The sequence below is a fragment of the Vibrio sp. 1641 genome (assembly GCF_033339995.1).
GTDB classification, from domain to species: Bacteria; Pseudomonadota; Gammaproteobacteria; order Enterobacterales; family Vibrionaceae; genus Vibrio; species Vibrio alginolyticus.
Genome location: NZ_JAWOVP010000010.1, coordinates 127851 through 153260 on the forward strand (window position 1 = coordinate 127851; position 25410 = coordinate 153260).

Sequence of the window (25410 nt, forward strand, 5' to 3'; positions counted from 1 at the left end):
GAAAAACACCATGAACTCAATGCCACATGAACTTGTGTGGGGCGAAGTTTACTTCCCTCCCTTGTTGCTGGTTATTGCATTGGCTTACATGCTCACCATTTTGGTTGGAACCGTTGCAACAAAACTGGGACTCCACAAATACGTTGCATTTCCTGCGCTCGCTGAGCTAAGCCTAATTGTGATTTTTACTGGCGTTATTGGTCGATTCATTACCATATTTTGAGGCAAATTCCGTGATAAAACGTTATCTCATCACACTGCTATTACTGTGTTCCGCTGGCACCGTGATTTTCAGTTACTACCAATCATACTCTGACAACCCTTGGACTAGGGATGGCCAAGTTAGCGCGCACATCGTTTCTATAACCCCCCGCGTAACAGGACAAATCATCCAAGTCTACGTTGAAGACAATTCGCAAGTGAAACAAGGCGATTTGCTGTTTGAGATTGACCCAAGCATCTATAAAGCGGCGTACCACAAAGCGCTAGCAGCTCAAAAGCAAGCCATTGCATTACTAGCAAAGGCCAAAAATGAAGAGCAGCGAGCACTTAAGTTAGAAAAGCGCACACCTGGCGCCGTACCTGTACTGACATTGAATAACCTAGACAATGCAGTGGAGACAGCCGTTGCCAACGTAGAACTCGCGAAAGCCAATGTTGAAGAAGCCAAGCTAAACCTTGATTACACAAAAGTTTATGCGCCAACGAATGGTTATATCACTAATTTGAACTTACGCGTCGGCTCTCAAGTCGTCGCTAACTCCCCAGTCGTGGCTTTAATTGATGAAGACAGCTTTTGGATCGAAGGATATTTCAAAGAAACGGATTTAGTTGGCGTTGATCCACAAGATAAAGCTTACGTGACCTTAATGATGCACAATGAAGCTGTGTTGGAAGGAAAAATCAAAAGCATTGGCTACGGCATTGCGAAACAAGATGGTAGTACTGGTAACGATCTTTTGCCCAATGTGAACCCTAACTTTCAGTGGATACGCTTAGCTCAACGCATTCCAATTAAAGTTAAATTAGATCACTTACCGAAAGATTTTCAACTACGTGTTGGTATGACGGCCTCTATCAAAATCATCAAACAATAATGCGGTGGAATGTATGTTTAATGCCTCAACCAAAGAAGCAATCAAAGCTGCGCTGTCTATCGTTATCGCGATCTGCCTTGCCTTATGGTTTCAATGGGAGAAACCGTATTGGGCAGCGATCGCAGTCGCGGTAATGGCATTAAATGAAAGCTTCGCTCACTCGATAAACAAAGGTCATAATCGCTTATTAGGAACCCTCCTTGGCATCGGTTATGCCTTTTTCCTCATCACGACGTTTTCTCAAGATCGCTTTTTGTTTCTCACCTTCTTCACCTTGTTTTTAGGTGCGTGCATTTTTATGTCGAGCGACGAAAAGTATGGTTATGTGTTCTCTATCGGTTTTGCTGTGTGCTCCATCATCGCATGTATGGGAGGATTTGATAGTCAAGCAACGTTCCACTTCGCTGTTCTTCGCATACAAGAGACGATTCTTGGTGTGATCACGTTTTCTGTTGTGTACCGATTAGTCTGGCCAGTCAGTACAGAACAAAACTTCATTCAACGTTTTGAGGCCAGCAGAGAGGCGATGCTTAACGCTATGAAATCGCCCAATGATATAGATATTGAAGCTCTTGAGACCAACACCGCCAACATAGAAAAGTTATTCCAACTGGTCGGCTTACCACTTACTGGCAGCTACCACTTGAAAGAACATCGTCAGCTATGGCGTGCGCGTTTAAATGAGATGGCACAAATCCAAGACCGATTGCTAGAACAAGCAGATAAATCGCAAAGTCGTGAGATCGATTGGCCAACGCTAACGCAGCAACTTCAAAGCTTTGATATTAAAAATCCAAGTACGTCGCTCATTGGTCACGTTGCTTATGTTATGCAAAGAGAGAAAAACACGGTTTGGCATCACGAGCATCGGACCTTCATCCAGCATTTGAATGAAGACGGCAGAAAGGTACTGCAAGGTGTCTCCATGTTCGTGACGTCGCTGTTGATCTGGATTTATCTTCCTGTGCCCGGAGGTTTCATTTTTCCGATGCTAGCAGGCGTGTTCTCTTCAATCGTTCCTACTATGCCACCAAGCATTATTAAAGATGCATTTTTTGGTGTGATAGGCACTGGCACGGTGATTCTATTGCAATACATTTTCCTAATGCCAATGATGACCGAGCTTTGGCAGCTTGGGCTATTCTACTTCATCAACATCATCGTGATTTGGAAGGTATTTTCCACACCAAAACTGATGGTACACAGAATTCTAGGTATTAACTTATTGGTTGTCTTGACATCAGGAGCGCTCAATTTAACCCCAGCGTATCGAATTGAAACGCCCTTGCTGATGCTGGTAAACATTATGATTATTTTGATGATTGCCAAGTTGTTTACTGATCTGTTTCGTGTTCGCGTTACGGTCTAAGCGTCACCTCCGTTCTTGAAACTAAAGCCCTGCATTGCTTCTGCTCTGCGGGGCTGTTTGTTTGTGAGCTAGCCATTATTCCTCCGTAACCCATAAAGCGAGGATAGTATCCATCAAAAGCGATTAACGGTATTTCTCTTCACCTCATAAAATCCTCTCATTGATTCACGAAATGCAATCGAAAACTCTGCATTCACAACGTCAATCACAGCAAACACATCTATTTAACTGAACAAGAAGTTCAGTGACACATTAACTGTCTGAGTCTCGAAGGTTTGAGACTATTCAGAGTGGAAACTGTCATGAGTTTTTTTGAATTACGCGCCGGCAAGACGTCTTCTCTTACTGTGCTCGCGAGCGCACTAATGCTTACTACCCCCACTTTTGGCTTCGCCGCTGAAGAGACGACGACCTACAACGAAGTAATCGAGCAAGGCCGAGCACTGTTCGACAAATACGGTATCAGTCATGATTTACCAAAACTGGCCATCAGCTCTCTAGTTCAAGGCGAGCATTTGGTCGAGCATGCCCACCGAAGTGTTAAAATCGGTGATAGCGTTCGCGATTCGTCCGTCTACTTGGTCAAGAACACCGATAACAAAGGCAACATTGATCTGCGTATCAAGTACAACCCTGAACAACTCGATGAAAATGAAAAAGTACTTGATGAGATCGAAGCTTTCACACGAACAGAATACCGCCTTCGAAACTACGCGGAGAGTTTTGATCCGTCATCAGTAAGAGCCAAAGAGGATCAGAATGGTAATGTGATCATCAGTTTTAATTACTCAAAATACGGTCTTCCTCAAGATATCGCCTACTTTCGCTTTTTAAGCGTTGATATTGAGTTGGTTAATGGTGAACCGAAACGTATGGTCATTACCAACGATAAACCGTTCACACATCACAACTACCAAGTGGATTCTTACGATCAAGAGATCCTCTTCCAGAAGTTAACATCAGGCAAAATTGCGATTGCCAGTAAAAACACCAAGATAGTTGGTTCAAAGAAAAATAAACCCCTCGAAATGATGAGCAGCGTAAAACCGGTAGCGATTTATGAAGATAAGCTTGGCGTGCAAGTACTAGACGAAAAACGCTTGAATGAGGTCTCTGATCCACGCATGCAAGAAGCCAGTGTTAAGCTAGACCGCGTTTTTCCTTTAATGGGTGATATGATTCGTCGTCAAGGTATCGATTTGCCTCTGCCGTTTGGTGTATCGCTAGCGTATCGAAATCAAGATATGAATATTCCATTTAATGATTTCACGATTGAAGGCATCGGCCTTAATGAATTGTTTGATCCAGAAGACAGTGTCGGCATCGTGAGTGCTGAGAGCATGACGCTTCGTGGCGATGTAAACATCCTGCCATTTTGGAATGTATTTGGTTACATCGGAAAAGTTAATGTCGATGCCAATGTTGATGCCGCCTACACGGGTGAAGGTGGCCAGTACATAAAAGATAAGCTGAACGATAAACTGCCAGGATTAGGTGATAAGTTTTGCGATGGTTTATCTGCACTTTGTAGTCGCGGACGCCTAGACGTGCCGCTGCATTTGGAATATGACCTTCGTGGTATAGGTACAACCCTTTCGGTTGGCTATAAAGAATTCTTTGCTTCTGTCACTGGTACCTATTCGCAAACTCGCTTAAAGGGCTTAGATGATTGGGGCGATGGTATTGTTACTGTACAGCCGATGTTGGGTTATCAACTTGTCGATTATCGCACGCAGTTCTTTGTCGGAGCAGAATATCAAGGACTGGACGCTCGAATGGACGGGCATGTAAAAAGTGGTGATATCGAATTCGATTACGACATTGGTGTAGATCTTAATCAATGGGCGTTTTTGACTGGTTTCAATAAGCAAATCGGCAAAAACTACAACCTGACCTTTCTCTATAACAAAGGGGAAACTCGAGAGTCAGTAACCTTAAATCTTGGTTACCGTTTCTAGCTCTCATAAAGAGCCCGCCCCTAGACGATGGTAGGACTGCATCCTACAAAGGCGATTACTGAAACTGTCGCCGATGTCCTACCATTTGAGCCATCAATTCAACAAGCCATCCAACCATTCACGGATTAATGCCAAAGCGTCAGGACGTCGCTTGTTAGATGCCGTTTAACATTTTCGGTGTACGCACCAAATGACTTTTGGACATAACAATGACTTTACTCAATCGCTCAACTTTAGCCATTACCATCACTCTTGCCTTAGCAGCTTGCAGTGATGACTCTGGTAAACCTAGCGTTCCTAACGGCCCGAAGCCACTACAACCGTTACCGCCAGAGCAAATCGCTTTGGAAATTGGTGATGCGACCATTCAAGCGACCAAAGAGTCCCTTGTCATCACGCCTCTTGATGCGGATGAAAAACTGGCAGCGGTAGAGGCGTTCAAAGGTATCCAGTTTGCGCAAGCAGACCGCTTTCAGCACAGCATTGCGGTCCCACTTGAAGGCGATATTGATGCGACTCAGTTCGGTGATGCGTGTCCGCAATTAAAAACCACGACACAAACGCAATCAGAAAATTGTTTGAACCTAAACATTTGGCGACCTGCCGGGACAGAAGCGTACGCAGATTTGCCAGTTTATGTCTTTATTCACGGTGGAGACTTTGAATACGGCGCGGGCTCAGAACCGCTGATTCATGGTGATATGGTGGTTGCACAAGGTGCTGCCGATGGTAACCCGTTTATTGCAGTTACTTTTAACTATCGTTTGGGCTTGCTAGGCAGTGTTTGGATCGATGGTTTGGACAACCCTGAAGGCGGTAACTTTGGTCTAGGCGATCAAAAACACGCGCTTGAATGGGTTCAACAAAACATAGAGGCATTCGGCGGCAATCCGCAAAACGTGACACTCATGGGTCAAGGTGCGGGTGCCATGTCGGTGGGAATTTTACAGCAATCAAAAGGCGATGCTGCAATCGCAGGTGAGCACTTTCAACGTGCCATCATGCAAAGCAACCCTTACGGCTTTGAATATAAAAGTTACGATGTTGCCAAGAGCCAAAGACCAGAGCAAAGCGTTGAAGATCTTGCGTTACTACCACTTGAAGAGATCATGAAGGTACAAAGCGAGATGCTTGATCCTATTCAACGTCTTAAGAACTGGGTACTGACCGCCGTGAATATTCCGGTTATAAGCCCAACACGCGACAACAGCCCATTAGCTACATTGATGCCATTTGCGCCTTACATCGAGCATCGCCCACCAGCGTTTCTAGTGAAAGAAGTACCAGGCTATCACTTTACTGAGCAAGCCATTGAGAGTGAATGGATCGTACCAACGGTAATTGGCTCTAACAGCGCAGAAATCAATACTCTGGGCATGCTGCCGAGCCTGACATTTTTGATCCCAACTATCATTGAAATCTTGAGCCAAGAAGCACCAGAAATCATTGAAAGTGGTGACGAAACCTTAATCGTCGAATACATGGTTGAGTGGCTAGAATCGGAAACGAACTTAAACCGTTTACGCACCGAATATCGTTCATTACTCAGCGATTCAGCTTCAATTGAACTCGATCTTTCTGACTTATTGGAACTGCTGCCTAGCACCGCTTATGAGGCGATGACTAAGTTGTTCTTCGGTTTGGGGAACTCCGATTCAACCACGGAGTTACTTGCTCTGGCTGACTTCTTCCCTAACCATGAAAGCGAACTGAATGGCGCGGCCAAAAACATGCAGCAATTCAAAACCACGTTGCATGATTTGCTCTTCACGGGTCCAAACCGTCATAAAGTTTCAACTGAAGAAGCAACAGGAGCAACGCCAAGCTTCTACTACTTTGACTACAAACCTGGATTCAACGTATGGACTTACAACACCAAAGGTGAAAATGGCGATCTCGACGTTGGCGATTTACTCAAAAGCATCAGTTGTATTGTGGGCGCTTGCAATGCATCGGAATTACCATTTGTGTTTAATAAAGCATTAAAACTCGATGGTTCAAGTGTTCGTCCAGGTAGCAAAGACAAAGCAATGATGAACGAACTCTCTCGTATGTGGTTTAGCGAACGTTTATTTGAGGACTTCCAATACAGCAGTGCGACTGACCGAGTATTGCTGATCGATAACGATGGCGGCATTCAATCCACGCAAGACTGGGACAATGCTCATCACTCAGGCATCGATCCAAAACTGCGCCAAGGTCGCCTCAACGGTCTCGAGGAACTCGGGCTGATTCTTAGCCACATGTAACGTCATCTTCAGTCACTAAAAACTCGTTACCGAATACCTAAAAGCCAGTTCGCTGGCTTTTTTCATCCTTATTCCTTGAACATAATTGGGAAGGTTTACTCATGTTTCCTAACGCCCTTCGTGCTCTGCTAATCTTTATCTTCGGCGCGCTGTTGGTTGGCTGTGCCCAACCCTACCCTCAAGTTGAACCGGATTTTGAAGCCAATTGGCAAACTACTCAACATCAAGCCGAAGTTTACTTAATTCCTACCGCTCCAGAAGCCTTTGCTCGTCGCGTAGAACTGGTTAGAAACGCTCAGAAAAGCATCGATATGACTTACTTTTCTTGGGAGAGTGACACGCTTGGTTTGATGCTACTCAATGAACTCAAGCAAGCAGCAGATCGAGGCGTGCAAATTCGACTCACTCTCGATGATCTATTGGTTTTTAACGAGAAATGGCTTGCTGATCTCAGCGCTCACGACAACATTCAAATCCGTTTATTCAATCCGTTTGATTCACGTAAGTCAGGTTGGATTGGTCGCGCCGTCAACTTCTCTACTCATCAACAACGTTTGGACAATCGTCTACACGAGAAGTACTTCAACGTCGACCATCAATGGATGATTCTAGGTGGACGTAACATTGGCGACGACTATTTTGGTTACAGCCGTAAAGCCAACTTCTTTGATATGGACGTCTTGTTCAAAGGCAGCATTATTCGAGCGTTCGACCAGAACTACCAACAGCTTTGGGACAGCGAGCATGTTACCCCAATAGAAAACATCGTTAACGTTACCCCAAACTATTCCGCGTTTACTAAAGCGCTTAATAAAGGTGAGAAAGACAAAAGCATCATTCTGGCGGAAGTTGAAAAACAGGTTAAACACCTGACCAGTCCCGACTTCATCACTGCGCAAGTCACCCCCGTTTTCGACTCATTAAACAAGTTAGAAAACAACAAACCCTACTTTAGAAAACGTGCAGAACACCAAGTTTGGCAACAAATAGCCACTGCGTCTAAAGCCGTGATATCAACGCCTTACGTGGTACCAAATGATGGTGAATTTGCCTTTATTGATACCTTGATGGAGCAAAAAGCGGACATCACGTTAATGACGAACTCGTCTGCATCTAATGATTCTGGCTTTATTCCGGCTTATTACGAGAAGCACCGCCAAACCCTGTTGGATAAGGGCGTTTATATACTTGAGTACAAAAACCAAGCGAAAAATGACGACCATTACTTCCACGCGGATACTTATTATCACAACAAGACGGTGATACTCGATGATCGGCTGACTTATATCGGCTCATCAAACTTCGACCCAAGATCGGATTTCCTCAATGTGGAATTTGGTGTGTTGGTCCAAAGCGAAGCCTTTGCAGAACATGTCATGCACTACTTAACTCGACAACAAGATGAACTGTTTTGGCGAGTATCTCGAGATGGACAAGGCCAAACTCAGTGGCAATCAATGAATGAGATCCATACTAAGAATCCAAACTATGGTGGATGGCATAAGGCACCTAACTGGATATTCAAGAAACTGAATGGTGAGTTCGAACTCTAAACAATCAAGGCTTAAAAAGGCTCTCTATCTGCAAGGATGAGAGCCTTTTTAATGCCCGCTAAAACTGCGTGCCTAGCGAAAAGTGAACGCGGAATTGGTCTCCTTGAGGAGCATCTAAACCATAAGCAAAGTCCACTTTGACGGGCGCGTATTTTGAATTCCATATCAAACTCAACCCTGTACCGCTTTTCCAATCCACCCTATCGTTGAAGGCATCACCAACATCATAAAATGCCCCAAGCCACAGTTGGCGGTAGACCTGATATTGATATTCCAACCCAGCAGTAAACATGTAACGAGCACCGGTTAAATCGCCATTTTCGTCTCTCGGAGAGATGGATTCATAACCATAACCCCGAAGATTGCCATCACCTCCCGCAAAGAAACGTAATGATGATGGAATATCGCTCAAAGTGTCAGCGACATTAATGCCAACATTAGAACGAAAGTGAAACTTGTGTTTTTCACTAATGTCCCAAGACAGAACACTATTGCCCTCAATACGCAGCAAACGAGAATCGGAGAAAAAATTGGGATCCGAATATTCCAATGAGTAAACGTGACGGTGCTTTACTTCTAATTGATCGTTCTTGCGATCAAGCAGTGAAAATGTCACCCCCGGTAATAACAACTGTGATTCGTTATTCTCCGACGCTTGTTGATAACTTTCTTGCAAATAACGAACGTGCATGGTGCTTTGCCAATCACTGTCTAACTGCCAGTGTTTTTCAAACGATAAATCATTAGAAAAACTCGATGTGTCTCGATAGTCGACATGCTTAGATTCAAACTGAATCCCGTAGTAATCCGTTAGAACATTTTGGGTGGGAATTTTATAACCTAGTAATAGCGATTGTTCCGGTTTGGAAGCGTACGCTTGTGCCTCAAAACTGTGTCCACGTGCGTTATACCAAGGCTTGGTCCAGTTCAGCGAAGCGCGTAATCCCAAGTCTGTCGAATATCCTCCACCGACTTGCACAATATTGCGTGAATTCGGCTCTGCGAGCACTTCTATCGGCACCTTATAGCCATCGGATGTCTCCTCGAAATCCGCTTTCACAATCACACTGCGAAACCAATCAGTATTGGAGAGGTCGGCCTGATATTGACTCAATTTCAAAGTGTCAAAATCGTCGCCCCTTTCAAATGTTCTCATCGCTTCTATTCGTGCCGTTTCGATACCCGACGTAAGGACAGACAGCTCTCCAAATTGGTAACGAGAACCACTAGAGAAATGCAGATTCACATGGGCTTGATTCACACTTGGAATGACTTCCAAAGACGATTCGATAAAACGTCCATCCAAGTAACCTTTTTGCTGAGCCAATGAAATCAAGTTTCGCTTTAGCGTATCGTACTCAGAATGAAGCAACGGCTGCCCTTGTTTAAGTTGAGCTTGATTAATTAGTTCGATGAAATCCTGATCATTACTGGCCTCTCCCGACACAGCAATATTAGATTTTTTGACCAACATCACCTCCCCAGCGTCAACCTCAAGCGTGATGAGATCATTCTCTGATCTCTGAACATTGAGCTCGGAATGATAGTAGCCATAAGGGTTTAACGCATTATTAACCATCTGCGTTAGTCGATTTGAGGTAATGTTTGAAACAGAGAGTTTCGTTAGTGGTGTAAGGTGACTTTCAAGATTTTTCTCTAATATTGGTGTTAGCCCTTTGATTTTAAATTGCGCTCCGAGTGCATGATGTAAAGGCATAGAAGCTAAAACTGATATACCTATTATTTGTTTAATGAGAGGAGACACACCGCTACCTAGTTTAGCAATACACTCGACAAGGTTAATGATGGAATGGCATATCTGTTAATCGCGTTTGTAGGATTGCTCCCTACGAAATCCTCTCGAAAATTCACGTTTCACAAGTAGATTCTTTGAACAATAAGTGGGCTCAAGCTAGGAGGTGGCAAATCATGCGGTCTGAAATAGGTATACTGTTTGCCAAAAATACAAAACCCAACGCTGAATGGATCTCATCAAGCGTTGGGTTACATTGATAATGTGTTTTTTAATCTAAAAAGCGGTCTGTTTGTAAAACTAGATCGAAGAACAGTTTCCTTTTTCTGCCATGTCGACTTTTAGTACTTCGGCTTTACCTTTGCTTTCGTCCACGAGTTCTACGCCCGCACCACCAACAAATACACCCATTTTAATGTATTGATTAACGAAATAATTACGGCCCTCTTCCGTTAAGATAGTTAAGTGATTTTCAGAAAACTCAGACTCTGTACTTACTTGATGTTCTTTATTGCCTTCGACCTCATGGTAGAAGAATACACCAGGAGCGGTTTCACCAATACATTCCCCATCGACGTAAACATACTTTTTAAGCGCTGCTCCGACAAAAGCATCTTCTCGGTAAATGTAAATCCCTGCGTTCCCCTTTTGAGGTGCTTCAAATGATTTCATTTGATTTGATACTGTCGAATCAACAGTAGGAACAGAAGCACAACCTGACAAACCCAAAAGGAATGCGGAACACAGAATTACTTTATTTTTCATGTTATTAACCTAGCTACGATAAAATCGCGCCAACCATACTATAAATAAATACGTTCACTTATTGGTATTTTTGAAATTTGTGATTCAACCTATGCAATAGCACTCATTTAACGTATAGATTGAGCAAACATTAGCCATATAATAATCACGAGAATAAAATGCCCTGTATCTAACGATCACTAAATGCCACTTTACTCGCTAGACTGATAAGTAGAATACCTGAAACACCTTCAAGAGTTCTTGAATAACGCTGAGAGTGTGGACGACTAAATACCCAATTACCCACAGAGGCGTACAAAACGTTACATGTCGTCGCAAGTACGCTGAACAGCAAGCCAAGTACTAATAATTGCATTGATGTTGAGCTTGCAGACGTATCAATAAATTGAGGCAGAAACGAGAGAAAGAATAGCGCTACTTTTGGATTCAAGACGCTGACGATAACCCCCTGAACAAACACATTTTTATTATTATCAACATTTTTGTTTTCAACGATTTTACTTTCTCCACGCCACATGGACAGTAATGACTGAACACCTAAATAAACTAGGTAAGCGGCCCCTAACCATTTAACAACGCTAAAAGCCAAAGATGAACTCAGAATAATTGCTGACAAACCTAAACATGCCGCTAGTGTATGAAAAAAGTAACCAACACCAAGCCCCAGAGCCGCTTTCAGCCCAGCAGATAATTCACCTTTCATTGTATTGGAAACAATATAAATTACATCAGGTCCAGGAATCATGTTGATAGCAAGACAAGCGACAACAAATAATAATAGTGAGTTTGAATCCATTCTTTTCTCCAAATTAACGTCTTGCGGGATAACATTTCATCGAACTACAAATAATGCAACGTCCATGTTTCAATTGGTTATATTTAGTATTAACAACACGTTACTAATACTACAGCACTGCGCGAAGAGCACAATCATGAACATTGATACGAATTAAATTATGGGCCTTTGTTAGCCCTTTGAATGATAATATTTAGCATCATTTGGTTGTAAGCTTTTTCTAGCCAGCAGCTCTTATGGAAGTTAACAAATCGGCTACTTAGTATACTTAATAGACCGTCAAATCAGATAGATTATCTATTCTTATTTCTTCAAGCCTTTTGTGCTTCATTTTCCTGCCTCACTAAGCAGCAACTTAATACTTGCCACACCAAAAAATAACGCGAACACGCCTTCAAAAACTGCTTTGGATCTGAGATAGGTTTGCCTGACCTTTTTATACGCGAAAAGAAAAGCATAGCCAAAGAAAACCAAAGCACTAACCAGCCCTACAACAAAAATGACCGACAACAATTCCAACGGACTGGCCGTAGGAGGAACCCCTATCGAATAAAGCGCACCAAAAAACAGAATAGCCTTTGGGTTAGTTAAGTGAATTAACACTCCGGTTAAGTAGTTACCCTTCTCTGTCGTTACGTATGTTTTGGGTAACTTTAGTTGCTCGATGTTGCAGGCAGAATGTACGGACTTTAAAGCCAAATATAAAAGATAAAATGCCCCACAATATCTAAGAATTTCAAAAAGCCAAACATTGCTATAGAGTATGGTTGCGAGACCAAAAGCGGCTGAGGTTGACCAAAATAAAGACCCCGTTAAAACACCTGCAGCCAAATACCCACCAAAGCGCCGACCGTGGTTCATTGACGTGCCTGCTATCGCAAGAGTTGCAGGTCCGGGGCTAGCGATGGCAGCGATAGCTGATACGACAATCAGTGAATAATTTATCTCTTCCATTTTTACTCTAAGCCTCCAAATGGAGTTTTATCAAAACTTATCGCAGAATAGTCTATTGAACGTACATCAGAAGCGTAATACTGATTAAAACACCAAGTGTCACGAATCGAGTTGAGATTATTTGGTATTTTACTGCTCCAAAATAACATCAAATCCGCCATAAATGAGACGCTTTCCATCAAAGGGCATTGGGTTATTGTCTGGACTCATTCGAGGATCACCCATGATCCGCTGCCACCCTGAGTCTCGAACTTCTTTTGAAGGCCAGACTACCCACGAAAACACAACGGTTTCGTTGCTTTCAGCGTTAACTGCCATGGGAAATGATGTGATCTCACCATCTGGTACTTCACTCCCCCACGTCTCAACAACCTTTAAGGCCCCAAACTCCCTGAACATTTCTGCTGCTATTTTTGCGTGTGCGATATACTTTTCTTTATTCGCTGTCGGCACTGCAGCGACAAACCCATCAATGTATGACATAAGTAAACTCCTTTCATTGGAGTTATAACCATAGCTCAATAAAAAGAATGCACATGATGCCAAACCATAGAAGCAGGTACGTAATACAACTTGAGAGCTACATTCCTAGCTTGAACTTTATATGCATATTTGAAAGGTATGTGTTTGGATCAAGCTTGGTTAGCATATTTATAATCTCCAAAACACTCGAATACTCAATACGTTCCTCTTCAGCATGCCCGATCCCACCTATTGTAAAGTGAGTAAAGCGGTAATCACGATAAACGTTTTGCAGCTGGCTAGAAATATCTTTGAGTAATCTTTTACTGAGGGCGAATGCAGGGTATTCACTACTTTCTGAAAGCTCTGCTGTAGAGCCAATAGATACAATATTGCATTTATCGTTAAGTGAACCTAAAGCGTTAAGCTCATTGACTAAATTAAGATACCCAATCGGACCAACATTCATAAACTCAATCAGTTCGTTTGTTGTCAATTCTGAAGACTCTCCCCACATCGACGCCAAATAAACTATGATGTCAAACTCTACACCTTTGAAGCACGTATAATCTGGTTTTTTACCGGGATCAACGTCAATACAAACAGAGGCGACTCCCCCCTCAACTAGCTTTGCTCTAGAAATCGCATAAATTTCTGTACCCTGTAAGTTCGTAGCCAAGAACCTTCCTAGCCCTTTACTACCTCCAACGATTAAAATCTGCATAACCCTATTCCTTGATTAAGGTTGTCGTTCATATTGTCCGTCAAACTGTTCATTAGGCATCACTTTAACGTTTCTATTGCCCTACTTAGTTCTATCTTCAATTTCATCGAATGGTTCAACTGAAATACGCTCTGCAATTTCACTCATCTTCTTCATTTTTTCTGGGTTACTAGTTCCCCAAAACCGCTCCCAGTCTTCACGTGTTCGCCACTTGGCAATAGTTAAAACCTTTTCCGGTACATCGTAAGAACGAAGCATAAAACTACCAAGCGCCCCATCTACTGACTCATGAATTGAATCTGTCGTCGAACGCCATATATTTTGAAACTCATCCATTTTTTCACTTGGCACACGCCATTCATACACAACTCTAAACATAACACTTCCATTAAAATTTCTAGATTTAATACGGCAAAGTATCAAGAACACTAAGCCAGGTTAATAGATGAATAAAGCAACATAGTAGAGCGTAGAGCAATCTAAAAAACAAAGCGTAAACGCTCTAAATCACTCCGATTCGATTAGTCATGCACACATTCAAAGATTTCGTATTGCCGTTTAACATTGGCTGTTACTTTTCCCCAATGTGAGGCTTGAACTCTTTCCTGATGTTGTTTAAAAGAGGCTTTGTCGACGAACTCCTCATAGACATCAAAACGAAACGGATTAGTCGAGCTTTGAGTCACAAGAAAAGTAAGGCAGCCCGACTCTTCTAACGTGAGCCTTTTGTGAATTATTAACTCATGTTTTACTAATTCTAAATCCTTTTCCGGAACTAAAATAAAGCCTTTCAATGTTACTTTCGACATATCATCCTCTCACCCCTGTAACCTTTCGTTCAGAAGTAGCCAACACGCCCTCAATCTCAACCTTCATATCGCAAATGTGAATCTCACCATGAATTAAATGCCACGTGTTAGGAATCTATTTCTAATGCCCTATCGACTTACGAGCATAAGGTTATCTCTACCCTTTCTTTGCCTTTACCGATGTTCTTGCGTTTTAATTGAATTTGGCCGACTTCTGATGTGCGCTTTAAGTGAGTGCCACCGCAAGGCACTTGCGCAAACCCATCCACTCTCCAATACCTTCTTTCACTCTCTTGATCGGAAAAGTCACTAAAAATAACTGAATCAGAGTTAATCAAATCTTGCACATCAGTTTCAATTTCTTTCAATAGCGGGCCAATACTTTCAGACCACTCGAAATCTATGCGACTCTTATTTTCAGAAATATGCGCGCCTATCTTAACAATGCCTTCCCGACGCTGATAAAACATCTCGAGCACCACTTCAGCCGCAAAGTGTAGCTTCATTAAGGCGTATCTACGCTTCCAATCAATACTCGTAGTTACAATGTCACCAAGAGTAAAATTTGGAGAGGATTCCAATGTGTAAATAAGTCGAACACCTAACTTTTGAGCAATCAAAACCGGAATACCATTAATCGTTCCTTTATCACTCTCTTGGCCTCCAGACTCTGCAAAGAAGATAGTCTGGTCCAATTCAACCTTATTTCCGTCTACATTGGTCACTCTTGAGTTAAGTTCTGTTTGGTAGGGATTAACCCAAAATAATTTCTCGCTCATGCTGCTATCCTTGCAGTAAGTCCTATCCTTGATAGTACATTCAGTGACCACCAAGTCAATTCAAGAAACCTCACCGTCAAATGTAAGGCTGTGTATAGAGCACGAGCAGGCTAGACCTATTAGATGCGTTTAAGGCCGGATACTAAACGCTGTCTAGGGGTTTAGCTAACAACCCGTAAATTGCGGAATCTGAGACTACTCCATTCACTTCCCAACGCTGCCTTAGGAAACCTTCCTTTATAAAACCTAACCGTTCCAAGACTTTACCTGAAGAAGTATTGTCTGGATCTATCTCAGCCTCGATTCGACGTAGATTCAGTGTTTTGAATGCGTGTTCGATTAATGCAGTTCCCGCCTCTAATACCATGCCTTTACCCCAGAAATGACGACTCACGCCAAAGCCAATTTCTGCGCGCCTAGACTCTTTCACGTGATTAAACAGCATTATCTTACCCAGAAGTTGGCCATTGCTCTTTAGGAAGATGCCTAGTGTCACTTCTGTATTGCTATTCATGGCCTGTGTACTCTTGGCTATAAATGTCCGCGCTTCTTCAATTGAAACCCAAGGGCCAGAATTCCAATATTTCATGACCTCATGGTCTGAGAAGATGTCAAACAATTCGCTTGCATCATCTTCAACTAGCTCTCTTAGAATTAATCGTTCCGTTTCAATCTTTGTTACTAACATTTTGGAGCCAGCCTTTTGGTTTGTTATTGGTGACGAAAATACAATAAAAGTGTGAGACACGTAATACAAATGATTTCGTATGAGACTTTTAAACAAGCTCAACGCACGGTAAAAGCGCCACGTGTCACGATTCTATATTGAAGCAAATTTTAGACATTCAAGTGCGTCAACAAGTAACCGCTGAACGCATCAAAGCTTGGAGTGAGTTGATCATAAGTCCTAAACTCAGGCTCAAAATAGTCCATATACTTTATTATCGCTTAGTGACGATTTCCTTCAGTACTCTGGCTGGGTTGCCACCAACAACGACATTGTCTCCAAAACTCTTTGTAACGACTGCGCCAGAGGCTACCACCACGTTGTTCCCAAGTGTTACGCCAGGGTTGATTACGGCATGGCCACCTATCCAACAATTGTCACCAATGTTTATGGGCTTTGCTAGCTCTAAACCACTGTTCCTCTCGATAGGATCTAAGGGATGAGTCGCAGTATAAATTCCAACTTGAGGCCCAAGTAAACAGTTATCACCAAACTTAACTTCCGCAACATCCAAAATCACACAACCAAAATTAGCGTAAAAATTATCTCCAACGTGAATGTTGGATCCGTAGTCGCAATTGAAAGAAGATTCAACATGAATATCGTCACCTGTTGTGCCGAACAAGCGCTTAGTTATTTGAACTCGCTTTTGTTTATGCTCAACAGACGTGGCATTCAATTTTTCAGTTAGTAACCTAGCGCTCAACCTTAACTTTAATAACTCTTCATCACTTGGGTCATAAAGCTCACCTGCTAACATTTTCTCTTTTTCTGACATAAAACTTGGACTCCAATACCAATTTTCTTACAACGCTACATTAAGTATGTGAGTAACGCTACCTCCTAAGCGAGGCTGTTCCACCACGAAAACAAAGCCCGACTTGAACCCTAGTCCTCAGCGCTATCAATTTAGTGCACTACCACCACCGTTCTCACTAACTTATCACCGAGACGTTGCCTCTTTTTACCAAGAATGAAAATTGAGTCAATAAAACCGAAGAATGGAGTAATAACATTTCGAAAGAGCGACTGAAAAATATTGCACTTTTTACCCGTTCTTGCACTTATAACTGCAATGCCCAAAAGTTTTTTACCCACACTTTGACCATTTGGTAAACAATCAGAAAAAAGGTAATACGATACAGTCGCAGTTACTGCTGTAGCGCGCACAAGCTCTTTTTCAATACCGATTTCTAAGCCGACCCATAAAACGAGAGTAAAAATGCTAAAACTGACAAAAAGATCAATCATTTGTCCAACACACCTAACTCCCGGACTAGCCAAAACGTAATGTTCTAGAGTAAATTTTCCTGCATTTTTCATTTTAAAATTTGGACTAACAATTGTTTATTTGTGAACTAACGCTATTAAGACAGTAACATCCCCACTAAACCTAATCCATACTTCCGCAGAGTACGGTCGAACCTGATTTTTCTATCTTTTCAATATATTACCACGCTCGTTCTAAAGGCTAGATTGGTAATATTTCAACATCTCTTCTTGATTAAGCGCTTTACTTTCTAACTTTTGTTGATCTTTAAAGATTTGAGCTAATGAGGGGAGAATTGAGCGATTTACTTTATAGTCATCAGACCAAAGTTTCCCTCTCATCACCGCTTTCGCACAATGAAAATACATACTCTCTATGACTATTTTGATAACAACCTTAGGATCTTTACTTCCATCGGGGCAAGCAGATATCAAGTTGGCGTCGGTGTGAATACTTGCGATTCCTTTAATACGGAGCACTTCATCAATACCATTTACCATCAATAACAACCCTACCTTGGGGTTACTAATGATATTTTTTAGACTATCGATACGATTGTTCCCCGAGCTATCAGGGAGCAACAATGTTGATTCATCTAAAACTTTTACGAAGCCAGGCTCCCCTCCTTTAGGAGAAAGATCGATATACCCTTGTGAATCAGCGGTACTTAGAACTGCAAAATGGCAGTTATTAATTAATGTAATCGCATGAACATCCAGCACAGGCAGAGCTTTATTTTTAGCTCTCGCACTTGGCTCTGCGTAAATTTCTTTTAACTGCTCTATTGTTTTAATTTCACTCATTCAATGTTATTCCTTCACTATCGTATAATGCTTTGCTTGTAAGCAAGCAGTAACTCTGACTTCTTGTATAGGCACTCGACATAACTCATCGTAAAAATACTACGAGTACAAATTATCTCTTTAATACCTTGTTATCTAAAGATTTAAAGTTTTTCACTAAACTCCCCACACTGCTTACACTTATAACCATGCTTGTAAAAAAACAGTGGAAAACCCAGTAAAATAAAAACTAAGAAAGCTGGGCGTTTACCTTTTGTAAATGCAAATAGATCTTTACTACCACATTTAGGGCAAACGTCTTTTTCTTCATCAACGTCAACTTCATTTCCCAATGATTCTGAGAAATCGCTACTAAGTATTTGTTTCGCATCTTCTGCATCACTTTCGTCCACCATCAGACGGACGCCGCCTATTGCATTTGAATAAAGCCACTGAGTATTTACCGTGTACTCGTCAGCGATGTAACTTTCTATTCCGACACTATCTAGGCTTGCTCTCGCAATATGAGCTTCATGAGGAAAAGAAAACCTTGCTACTACAATCACATATTACTCCTTGTGGGAAAACGCGCTCGTAAGGTATAAGAAACGCTAATTGGAAATGCCATGTGTAGTATTTCTTTTTGAACAATTTATTAGCCCACTACAGACTAATACATATACCCTAACCAATCTATATGACCAACAGCCCAAGTTTTACCGCTGATAGGTTTAACATATAAATCATCTAGTTGCTCTACAGCGACACCATAATTTTTATGTTCGTGAACTCGCAACCAAGAACTTAGAGAGTTAAGACGCATATAACCATTAGCCACATAAAAACGCTCCAAATCGGAGACTAAAATGATGAAGTCGACATCTTTAGTGGACGCATACTCGCTGAGTTGAGACAACATTTTTGTGCCAATACCTTGTCTTTGAACTGTGCTCTCGACACAAAAGTCACTCACACCTAATACTTTATAAATTTCATCACCAACGCGAACAGCTCTGTAGTCTAATCCCATGTAACCAACTAACTGATCACCTTCGTAATTCAGAACTCTCATATGCGGGAGTTGCTTATAGTAAGAGCGAGTAACTTGGTGTTCAGGAAACGACTTGTTTCTAAGAGCTTCAATTGCATTATGCTGCGCTTTAGATAACTCGATTTCTGGGTAAATATCCATATTTGACCTTTGAGTATTAATGACCTTTTGGAGTTGAGCAACGCAATACAAAAGCTGCCGCATACCGCCTTAAACACTAAAACCAACGCACAGTTAAAATGCCACGCGTTGCGAATCACTCTTAAACAGTTTGTTAGCAATTTAACTAAACGAAGCCCCAAAACCATCAAAGGTACATTAAAACTCCCAAACTTTTGTAACCATAAAGTCTAACCATTGAGCAAGGATGTCTTTGGTTACCGTTGTCGGGTGAGAATATCCTTCAACAAACCATGAACGGTTAATAAATCCCTCACTTCTGATCAATGACTCATAGTTTTCGAGAGCATCGTTTAGTTGAATGGCTGATGCTTTATTTGGACATAAGTAACTAAATTCTAGAACTAACTCTGTTTCGTTGGTGATTCCGTTACTTATTAATGAATCCCAAGTCTCGCTGAGCATGTTCAGTTGACTTTCTAAATTCTATTGATAACCACTCAACTCCAATTTCTCCCTGATTGCTAACGCCCTGTTAAGGTGTGAGCAACGCATTACCGAAGCGAACGCCTACCACCTTAAACACTAAAGTCAACGCATAGCAAAAATGCCACGCGTTGCGAATCCCTCTTGAACAGTTTGTTAGGCAAATTTTACCTTCGCTACTTTCAATATGTACACAATAATAGCGCCCAATAGTGCCCAAGGCGTTGCAAACCACCAATAGTATGGTTCCTGACTATCAGCAAGGTAGTAATTAAAAACTATAATTACACTCACAATTGTCGAAATGACATATGCTCCACCTAAAGCCATACAGATATCTGAGTGATGTTTAGAAAGTTCAAATTCACGCAGTTGAAATACGACAATGAAAAACACAAAAGGGCTAAAAAGACAAACTGCAATGTGTAGAAATGAAAGAAGAATTAACCACCCAAGTGTCATATGTTTTCCTTTTATTTGTCTAACGCTCTGTTAAGGGGTGAGGCACGCAATACCGAAGACTCCGCATACCACCTTAAACACTAAAACCAACGCATGGTAAAAATGCCACGCGTGCCGAATCACTCTTGAACAATTTGTTATACGAATTTCTTCAGTGCCAACACTTGCTGTTCAAATAACTCACAATCTGACTTTGAGTATGACTTGGCGACATTTACCCATTGAACGCCCGTTTCATCTATGTGGCGAAACTCGACTTGAAGTGCATATTTAGAGCAACGAAGAAGAGCAAAGACCAAACCTACAACCGTCAGACTAAGAACTAAAACTAGTAGCCATTGTGGTACCTCTTCCAACCTTGGAATAACTAACCAAACAGCCCCTGAAAAAACACACACCCAGAATAAAACTTGACCTAAGTTATCAAGAAAACTTAACTTTTTAACCCTAACATTGTTTATCTTAGACAAAGGATATGAGTCTTTCTTAAACCTTAACTCTTTTGAATCCAAGCTAAAATCAGTACTTTTGTACATAATTTCCCTCTATTCGTATAACGCCCAATTAAGGTGTGAGGCACACAATACGATGCTCCCGCATACCACCTTAATCACTAAAACCAACGCATAGTAAAAATGCCACGCGTGCCGAATCACTCTTAAATTGTTTGTTAGTTGCCCATCTCAAAGCCTAGTGCTAACATTTGTACACACACCAACAAAGGAATACATCATGGACACTAGAATTCAATTTCGTGTTGATGAAGAAACAAAACGCCTAGCTCAACAAATGGCTGAGAGCCAAGGTCGAACTCTAAGTGATGCTTGCCGTGAACTTACTGAGCAACTCGCTGAACAACAAAGAAAAACATTATCTCACGATGCATGGCTAACTGAACAAGTAAACCTAGCATTTGAGAAGTTTGACTCAGGAAAATCCGTTTTCGTTGAACACCAAACGGCTAAGTCTCGAATGGAAGAGCGCAAAGCCAGAATCCGTAATCGAGGTAAGCAATGATTTTATGGGAAGAAGAGTCACTTAATGATCGTGAAAAGATCTTCGAGTTTCTCTATGACTTCAACCCTGAGGCGGCAGAAAAAACTGACAACCTCATTGAAGCAAAAGTAGAAAACTTGCTTGAACAACCTTTAATGGGTGTGCAACGAGATGGTATCCGCGGACGATTACTCATCATTCCTGAGATTTCGATGATTGTCTCTTACTGGGTCGAGGGCGATATCATCAGAGTTATGCGTGTACTCCACCAGAAACAAAAATTCCCTACGGATTGATTGCTTCCTCTGGGGAACTAACGCCTTGCTAAGGTGTGAGCAACGCAATACCTTAGCCTCCGCATAATACCTTAAACACATAAGCCGACACATAGTAAAAATGCCACGAGTTGCGAATCACTCTTAAGCAACTTGTTATGCCGCTTGGTTGAGGCTAAAATGACCAACATAAAGACCACTTAAGAGACCGATTATATGACCACTAGAATTTTAGCCGAGGTTGCTGCAAGCATTACTGAGTTGAAAGCTAACCCTATGAAAGTTGCAACTAGTGCTTACGGCGAACCTGTTGCTGTATTAAACCGAAATGAACCAGCATTTTATTGCGTGCCTGCCGAAGCGTACGAAATGATGATGGACAGACTCGAAGATCTGGAACTACTAGCTATCGCTAAAGAGCGTGAATCTGAAGAGAGCATTTCGGTAAATATTGATGACCTATAAACTCGACTTTAAAAAGAGTGCACTCAAAGAGTGGAAAAAGCTTGGCTCTACTCTGCAACAACAATTTAAGAAAAAGCTAATCGAGCGCTTAGATAACCCACATGTTCCCGCTTCAAAGCTTTCTGGAGCTGACAACATGTATAAAATTAAGTTGCGTCAATCGGGCTACCGTCTCGTCTACAAAGTTGAAGACGATGTCATCATTGTAACCGTCTTAGCAGTTGGAAAACGCGAACGTAGCGATGTTTACCGTAAAGCCATGAAAAGGTTAGATGATTGATTGCGGTATAACGCCCAGTTAAGGGGTGAGCAACGCAATACAAAAGCCGCTGCATACCACCTTAAACACTAAAAACAACGCATAGTGAAAATGCCACGCGTTGCGAATCCCTCTTGAACAGTTTGTTAGGCTTCTGACACGCTACCGACAAATATGGTAAACCAAATCCGACTTGCTGGAACCATTTACCAACGACGTCCATTTAGAGTTTTTAGACCAGTCTTTTAATGGCTTAGAAGGGCTTGACTGCGCACCATCTTCACTACTTCCCGCTAACGTAAGGTACTGTCTTTTATTACAATTAATTTTGATCTCCGTAAAGTCTGTATATGCCTTTCCCTTGCCAATACGACTAGTTAGAACCTTTATCGTACCGTCACTTTGCTTTGACTTTTTCAAAACATAATAGGCACCACTATCACCAGCTGAAGGCGCTCGATAGAGCTCTTTTGCCTGAAGGCTGAAGCTCAAATTGAACAGTAGACATATAATGATTACATTTTTCATAGACCCCGCCTTAGAGTACGCTCTTTCCACTTAGAAAAGTATAGTGCTAATGAGTGCAGATTTTTCTGTACTAATCGTACCATTGAAGACTAACGCCGCATTAAGGTGCGAACTACGCTAAAACACCTAACCTAAACCACTGCACCTTAAACACTAAACCCAATTTTAAACTGAGGTCGCCAAGCGTTGTGAGTCACTCTTAAATGCTTTGTTATAACCACATATTCTCACGGACTTCATAGTGGCTAACATGACGATCTGGATTCAATTTGTACTTTTCGTCCTCTGGATACAATTTGGCGACACTGATGTCTTCACCAGAAAATGCTTTGATACACTCAAGATCTTCCCAGTAAGTCAACAACGTGATTTCAGCAATATCGCCTAAATCTCGATTTAGAATTTGAGCACCGAGGAAACCTTTTGTACTAGATGTATCTTTGATTCCTGTCTCATACAGGTATGCAATAAACCCTTCTTCATACTCTTTAGGGCAAGTAGCTTTCCATTCCCTTGCTATCATAAATACTCCATTTTATGCCGTGGTTATAACGCCCTGTTAAGGGGTGAGCAACGCAATACTGAAGCTGCCGCATACCACCTTAATCACTTAAACCAACGCACAGTGAAAATGCCACGCGTTGCGAATCACTCTTAAATGCTTTATTAGGCAATTTGTACTTATGGTTCAAGGTAAGTTATTGTGGTTTTGACCTTTTTATTACCGTCACCATCGAATGTCATTACATTATTACACTGATTGCAAGCAAATTTATGTAGTGCCCCTTCAACAGTAAACTCTAAATCGTTGGAGTGGCAAATGTTGCAGATTTTTTCACTTGGATTTAGACCTTCATACTGGCGTAAATGAACACTCAATAGCTCCAATGAAATATGAATCGTTTCAGTAAATAATTTTGACCAATTTGAGAACTCTTCAACTTTAAAAACCTTACCTTGCCACTCTCCAGACTGTGTCCCTTTATTGTTAATTAAACTGGCACTTCCATGTATATAACCATTGAACTTATTATAGAGATTGGACACTATTCGGTTCTGTCTTGAGTCTATCAATGATTGATTTTCCAACTCCTGCAACAAACCTTTTTTGCCCCTTAAAGGTGGTGTTCTATAGTCATCGATTTTCCATTTTTTGTAGTTTTCAGGGTGCAAACAAAAATGTAATTACAAGACCATTCCTTCTAAGAAACTTCTCAAATTCTAGCAAGCTTGTTTGTAAAAAAGTCCTGCACACATATGAATTGAGCATTCTAGATCTGTTCTAGATTCAAGTATGTGAGGTAAGGAAAAAAAAGCACTTTCTGAAAGCATGTTGCTAACTACAGCATCCCAAGCGATTGCATACTTAGCAGCTAGCGAAAACTCGATGGTGTTAGCAAAATCCGGAACCAGATAGGTTGGCTCTTCAGGGTTCGATTCAGGATCGATAACTGCAGCACCATCTTGAAATAACTCCAAGATACAGTTGAACTCTTTGATCTTCGTTAAATACGTATAGTCACCATATTCGCCATACCCTCCTTCGGCAAATAAGATGTTTAAAAAGGTTCTCAAATCACAATTTTCATCCCACTCAGAAAAGTAATCTTGTACAAATGGGAGGCATGACAATGCTTTAGTTGGTAAGACAACTTCAGCGCTACTAGTTTGATCAAAAAACTGTTCCATACTCAAATCTCAATAAAATTGCCTAACGCTCTGTTAAAGGGTGAGCAACGCAATACTGAAGCCGCCGCATACCACCCTAAACACTTAAACCAACGCATAGTAAAAATGCCACGCGTTGCGAATCCCTCTTGAACAGTTTGTTAACTGAGCGCCTTTCAATTTTCGCCGATCTTTCAGCCACTTTCGCCAAAGCTCGTTTTGCTAATTAATGATTAGCAAAGCTAACTCAAATATGTATTTAACCCAAAAATTACCGTTTATCTTTAGTTTGAAATACGTCTCACAACACCATACTTCGGCGATGTAAGTTCGCCGAACTAATCGCGAATGCCTTATATTATTAGAAGGCTTTGTGCCGCCTTTCACATCAGTAAACTTAAGTATCAAAATGAAACCAGTTGCATTATCTCAGCTAAAGAAACCGACCGAACACGCTAAATCTCTGAACCTAGAAACTGTATCATTGTGCTTTCGTATTTTCTGCGCCAGTTAACGCCGCGTTAAGTGGTGAGCAACGCCAACCACTAAACCTAACCCATTGTACCTTAAACACTAAATTAAACTTATACTGAGATCGCCAAGCGTTGTGAATCCGCCTTAAACGCCTTGTTATGTGCCAGAGACCTACCTAGATTGAAGAAACAGACCATACTCGTGACGAGTATATAGGAATAAAGCCAATACCAAGATCCAGAATAAAAGCCTTTTCCCATACTGAAGTATTTGCCTTCGATAGAGTTCTGCTGCATCAGACGACTTACAAGGGATAAAAATTAAGATAGGAGCTATTGCTAGACCTGCGACACCATACCCATTTAGTGCAGAAGCCATTTTGTAAAACAAATCATTCATTGAAATAAAACTGGATATAATCATACCTAGGCAGCCAAACACTAATATGAGTTGAAAAAAGCTAAAATATCCAATTAAATCCTCCATATTCGAATCAGGCTCATAACGCCGCATTAAGGTGTGAGCGACGCTTGGCTATACTTGAGCGAAGCGAAACCGCCAAGCGTTGCGAATCACTCT

Annotated in this window: 32 protein-coding genes; 10 read left to right on the forward strand and 22 right to left on the reverse strand. The window is 41.6% G+C overall.

The genetic code is table 11. The features are described from left to right. Positions 1–10: 10 nt before the first annotated feature. From R7Z47_RS18050 to R7Z47_RS18075, 6 genes are all read left to right on the forward strand, one after another. Positions 11–223 (forward strand): DUF1656 domain-containing protein, encoded by a 213-nt coding sequence (locus R7Z47_RS18050; RefSeq protein WP_005377106.1) that lies wholly within the window; start codon positions 11–13, stop codon positions 221–223. 10 nt (positions 224–233) lie between these two features. After that, positions 234–1097 carry an HlyD family secretion protein gene (locus R7Z47_RS18055; protein WP_005377105.1) on the forward strand — a complete coding sequence of 288 codons (864 nt, stop codon included), beginning with the start codon at positions 234–236 and terminating at the stop codon, positions 1095–1097. 13 nt (positions 1098–1110) lie between these two features. Beyond that, positions 1111–2466: an FUSC family protein gene (locus R7Z47_RS18060; RefSeq protein ID WP_239932847.1), complete on the forward strand. Its 1356-nt coding sequence runs from the start codon at positions 1111–1113 to the stop codon at positions 2464–2466. A 302-nt stretch (positions 2467–2768) separates the two neighbouring features. After that, the gene (locus tag R7Z47_RS18065) at positions 2769–4424 is read left to right on the forward strand and encodes a hypothetical protein (RefSeq protein WP_213896113.1); all 1656 of its coding nucleotides are present in this window, start codon (positions 2769–2771) and stop codon (positions 4422–4424) included. Positions 4425–4633: 209 nt separating this feature from the next. After that, positions 4634–6673 (forward strand): carboxylesterase family protein, encoded by a 2040-nt coding sequence (locus tag R7Z47_RS18070; protein ID WP_213896112.1) that lies wholly within the window; start codon positions 4634–4636, stop codon positions 6671–6673. A 101-nt stretch (positions 6674–6774) separates the two neighbouring features. After that, a complete protein-coding gene (locus R7Z47_RS18075) occupies positions 6775–8226 on the forward strand; it encodes a phospholipase D family protein (RefSeq protein WP_225496940.1) in 1452 nt (483 codons plus the stop codon). 58 nt (positions 8227–8284) lie between these two features. Here the strand turns inward: R7Z47_RS18075 and R7Z47_RS18080 are convergent, their stop codons facing one another. The 18 genes from R7Z47_RS18080 to R7Z47_RS18170 all read right to left on the reverse strand — a co-directional run bounded on the left by R7Z47_RS18080 (position 8285) and on the right by R7Z47_RS18170 (position 20702). Beyond that, the gene (locus tag R7Z47_RS18080; RefSeq protein WP_225496938.1) at positions 8285–9943 is read right to left on the reverse strand and encodes an autotransporter assembly complex protein TamA; all 1659 of its coding nucleotides are present in this window, start codon (positions 9941–9943) and stop codon (positions 8285–8287) included. 336 nt (positions 9944–10279) lie between these two features. Next, the gene (locus R7Z47_RS18085) at positions 10280–10744 is read right to left on the reverse strand and encodes a DUF2846 domain-containing protein (RefSeq protein ID WP_005377099.1); all 465 of its coding nucleotides are present in this window, start codon (positions 10742–10744) and stop codon (positions 10280–10282) included. 169 nt (positions 10745–10913) lie between these two features. After that, positions 10914–11540, reverse strand: coding sequence for a LysE family translocator (locus tag R7Z47_RS18090; protein WP_170893430.1), 627 nt, complete (start codon positions 11538–11540; stop codon positions 10914–10916). A gap of 327 nt (positions 11541–11867) precedes the next feature. Further along, positions 11868–12494, reverse strand: a complete 627-nt coding sequence (locus R7Z47_RS18095) for a LysE family translocator (RefSeq protein ID WP_064354013.1) — start codon at positions 12492–12494, stop codon at positions 11868–11870. A 129-nt stretch (positions 12495–12623) separates the two neighbouring features. Further along, positions 12624–12977: a DUF1428 domain-containing protein gene (locus tag R7Z47_RS18100; RefSeq protein ID WP_017821465.1), complete on the reverse strand. Its 354-nt coding sequence runs from the start codon at positions 12975–12977 to the stop codon at positions 12624–12626. 97 nt (positions 12978–13074) lie between these two features. Next, positions 13075–13680, reverse strand: coding sequence for a hypothetical protein (locus tag R7Z47_RS18105; RefSeq protein ID WP_262606997.1), 606 nt, complete (start codon positions 13678–13680; stop codon positions 13075–13077). Between the two features lie 81 nt (positions 13681–13761). Next, positions 13762–14058, reverse strand: coding sequence for an antibiotic biosynthesis monooxygenase family protein (locus R7Z47_RS18110; protein ID WP_031781322.1), 297 nt, complete (start codon positions 14056–14058; stop codon positions 13762–13764). Positions 14059–14201: 143 nt separating this feature from the next. Then, positions 14202–14489: a putative quinol monooxygenase gene (locus R7Z47_RS18115; RefSeq protein ID WP_158173947.1), complete on the reverse strand. Its 288-nt coding sequence runs from the start codon at positions 14487–14489 to the stop codon at positions 14202–14204. A 137-nt stretch (positions 14490–14626) separates the two neighbouring features. Beyond that, positions 14627–15268: an alanyl-tRNA editing protein gene (locus R7Z47_RS18120; protein ID WP_262606998.1), complete on the reverse strand. Its 642-nt coding sequence runs from the start codon at positions 15266–15268 to the stop codon at positions 14627–14629. A 142-nt stretch (positions 15269–15410) separates the two neighbouring features. Then, positions 15411–15956, reverse strand: coding sequence for a GNAT family N-acetyltransferase (locus tag R7Z47_RS18125; protein ID WP_054579576.1), 546 nt, complete (start codon positions 15954–15956; stop codon positions 15411–15413). Between the two features lie 253 nt (positions 15957–16209). Further along, positions 16210–16773, reverse strand: a complete 564-nt coding sequence (locus R7Z47_RS18130) for a sugar O-acetyltransferase (protein WP_005389307.1) — start codon at positions 16771–16773, stop codon at positions 16210–16212. Positions 16774–16904: 131 nt separating this feature from the next. After that, a complete protein-coding gene (locus tag R7Z47_RS18135) occupies positions 16905–17318 on the reverse strand; it encodes an RDD family protein (RefSeq protein ID WP_053304369.1) in 414 nt (137 codons plus the stop codon). A 141-nt stretch (positions 17319–17459) separates the two neighbouring features. Further along, entirely contained in the window at positions 17460–18068 is a 609-nt protein-coding gene (locus R7Z47_RS18140; protein WP_005389306.1) for a pyridoxamine 5'-phosphate oxidase family protein, read from the reverse strand. 143 nt (positions 18069–18211) lie between these two features. Next, entirely contained in the window at positions 18212–18613 is a 402-nt protein-coding gene (locus R7Z47_RS18145) for a DUF2007 domain-containing protein (RefSeq protein ID WP_053350308.1), read from the reverse strand. A 104-nt stretch (positions 18614–18717) separates the two neighbouring features. Next, positions 18718–19239 (reverse strand): GNAT family N-acetyltransferase, encoded by a 522-nt coding sequence (locus R7Z47_RS18150; protein WP_031781316.1) that lies wholly within the window; start codon positions 19237–19239, stop codon positions 18718–18720. A 177-nt stretch (positions 19240–19416) separates the two neighbouring features. Then, positions 19417–19683, reverse strand: coding sequence for a hypothetical protein (locus tag R7Z47_RS18155; protein ID WP_213961127.1), 267 nt, complete (start codon positions 19681–19683; stop codon positions 19417–19419). 177 nt (positions 19684–19860) lie between these two features. Continuing rightward, complete coding sequence (locus tag R7Z47_RS18160; protein ID WP_213961131.1) at positions 19861–20166, reverse strand: hypothetical protein; 306 nt, start codon at positions 20164–20166, stop codon at positions 19861–19863. A 137-nt stretch (positions 20167–20303) separates the two neighbouring features. Continuing rightward, positions 20304–20702: a DUF6232 family protein gene (locus R7Z47_RS18170; RefSeq protein ID WP_262606999.1), complete on the reverse strand. Its 399-nt coding sequence runs from the start codon at positions 20700–20702 to the stop codon at positions 20304–20306. Positions 20703–20898: 196 nt separating this feature from the next. Here R7Z47_RS18170 and R7Z47_RS18175 point away from each other — a divergent pair, with 196 nt between their 5' ends. The 4 genes from R7Z47_RS18175 to R7Z47_RS18190 all read left to right on the forward strand — a co-directional run bounded on the left by R7Z47_RS18175 (position 20899) and on the right by R7Z47_RS18190 (position 22182). Beyond that, complete coding sequence (locus tag R7Z47_RS18175; RefSeq protein ID WP_005398409.1) at positions 20899–21183, forward strand: type II toxin-antitoxin system RelB/DinJ family antitoxin; 285 nt, start codon at positions 20899–20901, stop codon at positions 21181–21183. Further along, positions 21180–21458: a type II toxin-antitoxin system RelE/ParE family toxin gene (locus R7Z47_RS18180; RefSeq protein WP_243195823.1), complete on the forward strand. Its 279-nt coding sequence runs from the start codon at positions 21180–21182 to the stop codon at positions 21456–21458. The genes R7Z47_RS18175 and R7Z47_RS18180 overlap by 4 nt, the downstream gene beginning before the upstream one ends. A gap of 195 nt (positions 21459–21653) precedes the next feature. Continuing rightward, on the forward strand, positions 21654–21902 hold the full coding sequence (locus R7Z47_RS18185) for a type II toxin-antitoxin system Phd/YefM family antitoxin (RefSeq protein ID WP_262607000.1): 249 nt from the start codon (positions 21654–21656) through the stop codon (positions 21900–21902). After that, on the forward strand, positions 21892–22182 hold the full coding sequence (locus tag R7Z47_RS18190; RefSeq protein WP_005377002.1) for a type II toxin-antitoxin system RelE family toxin: 291 nt from the start codon (positions 21892–21894) through the stop codon (positions 22180–22182). Before R7Z47_RS18185 ends, R7Z47_RS18190 begins: the two co-directional genes overlap by 11 nt. 141 nt (positions 22183–22323) lie before the next feature. Here R7Z47_RS18190 and R7Z47_RS18195 read toward each other — a convergent pair whose 3' ends face one another. From R7Z47_RS18195 to R7Z47_RS18210, 4 genes are all read right to left on the reverse strand, one after another. Continuing rightward, positions 22324–22689, reverse strand: coding sequence for a hypothetical protein (locus R7Z47_RS18195; RefSeq protein ID WP_262607001.1), 366 nt, complete (start codon positions 22687–22689; stop codon positions 22324–22326). 211 nt (positions 22690–22900) lie between these two features. Next, complete coding sequence (locus tag R7Z47_RS18200; protein ID WP_203495271.1) at positions 22901–23212, reverse strand: antibiotic biosynthesis monooxygenase family protein; 312 nt, start codon at positions 23210–23212, stop codon at positions 22901–22903. 158 nt (positions 23213–23370) lie between these two features. Continuing rightward, positions 23371–23862, reverse strand: coding sequence for a hypothetical protein (locus R7Z47_RS18205; RefSeq protein ID WP_318130366.1), 492 nt, complete (start codon positions 23860–23862; stop codon positions 23371–23373). Positions 23863–23910: 48 nt separating this feature from the next. Continuing rightward, positions 23911–24378, reverse strand: coding sequence for a hypothetical protein (locus R7Z47_RS18210; RefSeq protein WP_262607015.1), 468 nt, complete (start codon positions 24376–24378; stop codon positions 23911–23913). Positions 24379–25410 lie beyond the last annotated feature (1032 nt).

Excerpts from the sequence above, each read along its gene's own strand:
- R7Z47_RS18050 (WP_005377106.1), top strand. The coding sequence starts at position 11 with ATGAACTCAATGCCACATGAACTTGTGTGGGGCGAAGTTTACTTCCCT.
- R7Z47_RS18060 (WP_239932847.1), top strand. The coding sequence starts at position 1,111 with ATGTTTAATGCCTCAACCAAAGAAGCAATCAAAGCTGCGCTGTCTATC.
- R7Z47_RS18065 (WP_213896113.1), top strand. The coding sequence starts at position 2,769 with ATGAGTTTTTTTGAATTACGCGCCGGCAAGACGTCTTCTCTTACTGTG.
- R7Z47_RS18070 (WP_213896112.1), top strand. The coding sequence starts at position 4,634 with ATGACTTTACTCAATCGCTCAACTTTAGCCATTACCATCACTCTTGCC.
- R7Z47_RS18075 (WP_225496940.1), top strand. The coding sequence starts at position 6,775 with ATGTTTCCTAACGCCCTTCGTGCTCTGCTAATCTTTATCTTCGGCGCG.
- R7Z47_RS18080 (WP_225496938.1), bottom strand. The coding sequence starts at position 9,943 with ATGCCTTTACATCATGCACTCGGAGCGCAATTTAAAATCAAAGGGCTA.
- R7Z47_RS18085 (WP_005377099.1), bottom strand. The coding sequence starts at position 10,744 with ATGAAAAATAAAGTAATTCTGTGTTCCGCATTCCTTTTGGGTTTGTCA.
- R7Z47_RS18090 (WP_170893430.1), bottom strand. The coding sequence starts at position 11,540 with ATGGATTCAAACTCACTATTATTATTTGTTGTCGCTTGTCTTGCTATC.
- R7Z47_RS18095 (WP_064354013.1), bottom strand. The coding sequence starts at position 12,494 with ATGGAAGAGATAAATTATTCACTGATTGTCGTATCAGCTATCGCTGCC.
- R7Z47_RS18100 (WP_017821465.1), bottom strand. The coding sequence starts at position 12,977 with ATGTCATACATTGATGGGTTTGTCGCTGCAGTGCCGACAGCGAATAAA.
- R7Z47_RS18105 (WP_262606997.1), bottom strand. The coding sequence starts at position 13,680 with ATGCAGATTTTAATCGTTGGAGGTAGTAAAGGGCTAGGAAGGTTCTTG.
- R7Z47_RS18110 (WP_031781322.1), bottom strand. The coding sequence starts at position 14,058 with ATGTTTAGAGTTGTGTATGAATGGCGTGTGCCAAGTGAAAAAATGGAT.
- R7Z47_RS18115 (WP_158173947.1), bottom strand. The coding sequence starts at position 14,489 with ATGTCGAAAGTAACATTGAAAGGCTTTATTTTAGTTCCGGAAAAGGAT.
- R7Z47_RS18120 (WP_262606998.1), bottom strand. The coding sequence starts at position 15,268 with ATGAGCGAGAAATTATTTTGGGTTAATCCCTACCAAACAGAACTTAAC.
- R7Z47_RS18125 (WP_054579576.1), bottom strand. The coding sequence starts at position 15,956 with ATGTTAGTAACAAAGATTGAAACGGAACGATTAATTCTAAGAGAGCTA.
- R7Z47_RS18130 (WP_005389307.1), bottom strand. The coding sequence starts at position 16,773 with ATGTCAGAAAAAGAGAAAATGTTAGCAGGTGAGCTTTATGACCCAAGT.
- R7Z47_RS18135 (WP_053304369.1), bottom strand. The coding sequence starts at position 17,318 with ATGAAAAATGCAGGAAAATTTACTCTAGAACATTACGTTTTGGCTAGT.
- R7Z47_RS18140 (WP_005389306.1), bottom strand. The coding sequence starts at position 18,068 with ATGAGTGAAATTAAAACAATAGAGCAGTTAAAAGAAATTTACGCAGAG.
- R7Z47_RS18150 (WP_031781316.1), bottom strand. The coding sequence starts at position 19,239 with ATGGATATTTACCCAGAAATCGAGTTATCTAAAGCGCAGCATAATGCA.
- R7Z47_RS18155 (WP_213961127.1), bottom strand. The coding sequence starts at position 19,683 with ATGCTCAGCGAGACTTGGGATTCATTAATAAGTAACGGAATCACCAAC.
- R7Z47_RS18160 (WP_213961131.1), bottom strand. The coding sequence starts at position 20,166 with ATGACACTTGGGTGGTTAATTCTTCTTTCATTTCTACACATTGCAGTT.
- R7Z47_RS18170 (WP_262606999.1), bottom strand. The coding sequence starts at position 20,702 with ATGTACAAAAGTACTGATTTTAGCTTGGATTCAAAAGAGTTAAGGTTT.
- R7Z47_RS18175 (WP_005398409.1), top strand. The coding sequence starts at position 20,899 with ATGGACACTAGAATTCAATTTCGTGTTGATGAAGAAACAAAACGCCTA.
- R7Z47_RS18180 (WP_243195823.1), top strand. The coding sequence starts at position 21,180 with ATGATTTTATGGGAAGAAGAGTCACTTAATGATCGTGAAAAGATCTTC.
- R7Z47_RS18185 (WP_262607000.1), top strand. The coding sequence starts at position 21,654 with ATGACCACTAGAATTTTAGCCGAGGTTGCTGCAAGCATTACTGAGTTG.
- R7Z47_RS18190 (WP_005377002.1), top strand. The coding sequence starts at position 21,892 with ATGACCTATAAACTCGACTTTAAAAAGAGTGCACTCAAAGAGTGGAAA.
- R7Z47_RS18195 (WP_262607001.1), bottom strand. The coding sequence starts at position 22,689 with ATGAAAAATGTAATCATTATATGTCTACTGTTCAATTTGAGCTTCAGC.
- R7Z47_RS18200 (WP_203495271.1), bottom strand. The coding sequence starts at position 23,212 with ATGATAGCAAGGGAATGGAAAGCTACTTGCCCTAAAGAGTATGAAGAA.
- R7Z47_RS18210 (WP_262607015.1), bottom strand. The coding sequence starts at position 24,378 with ATGGAACAGTTTTTTGATCAAACTAGTAGCGCTGAAGTTGTCTTACCA.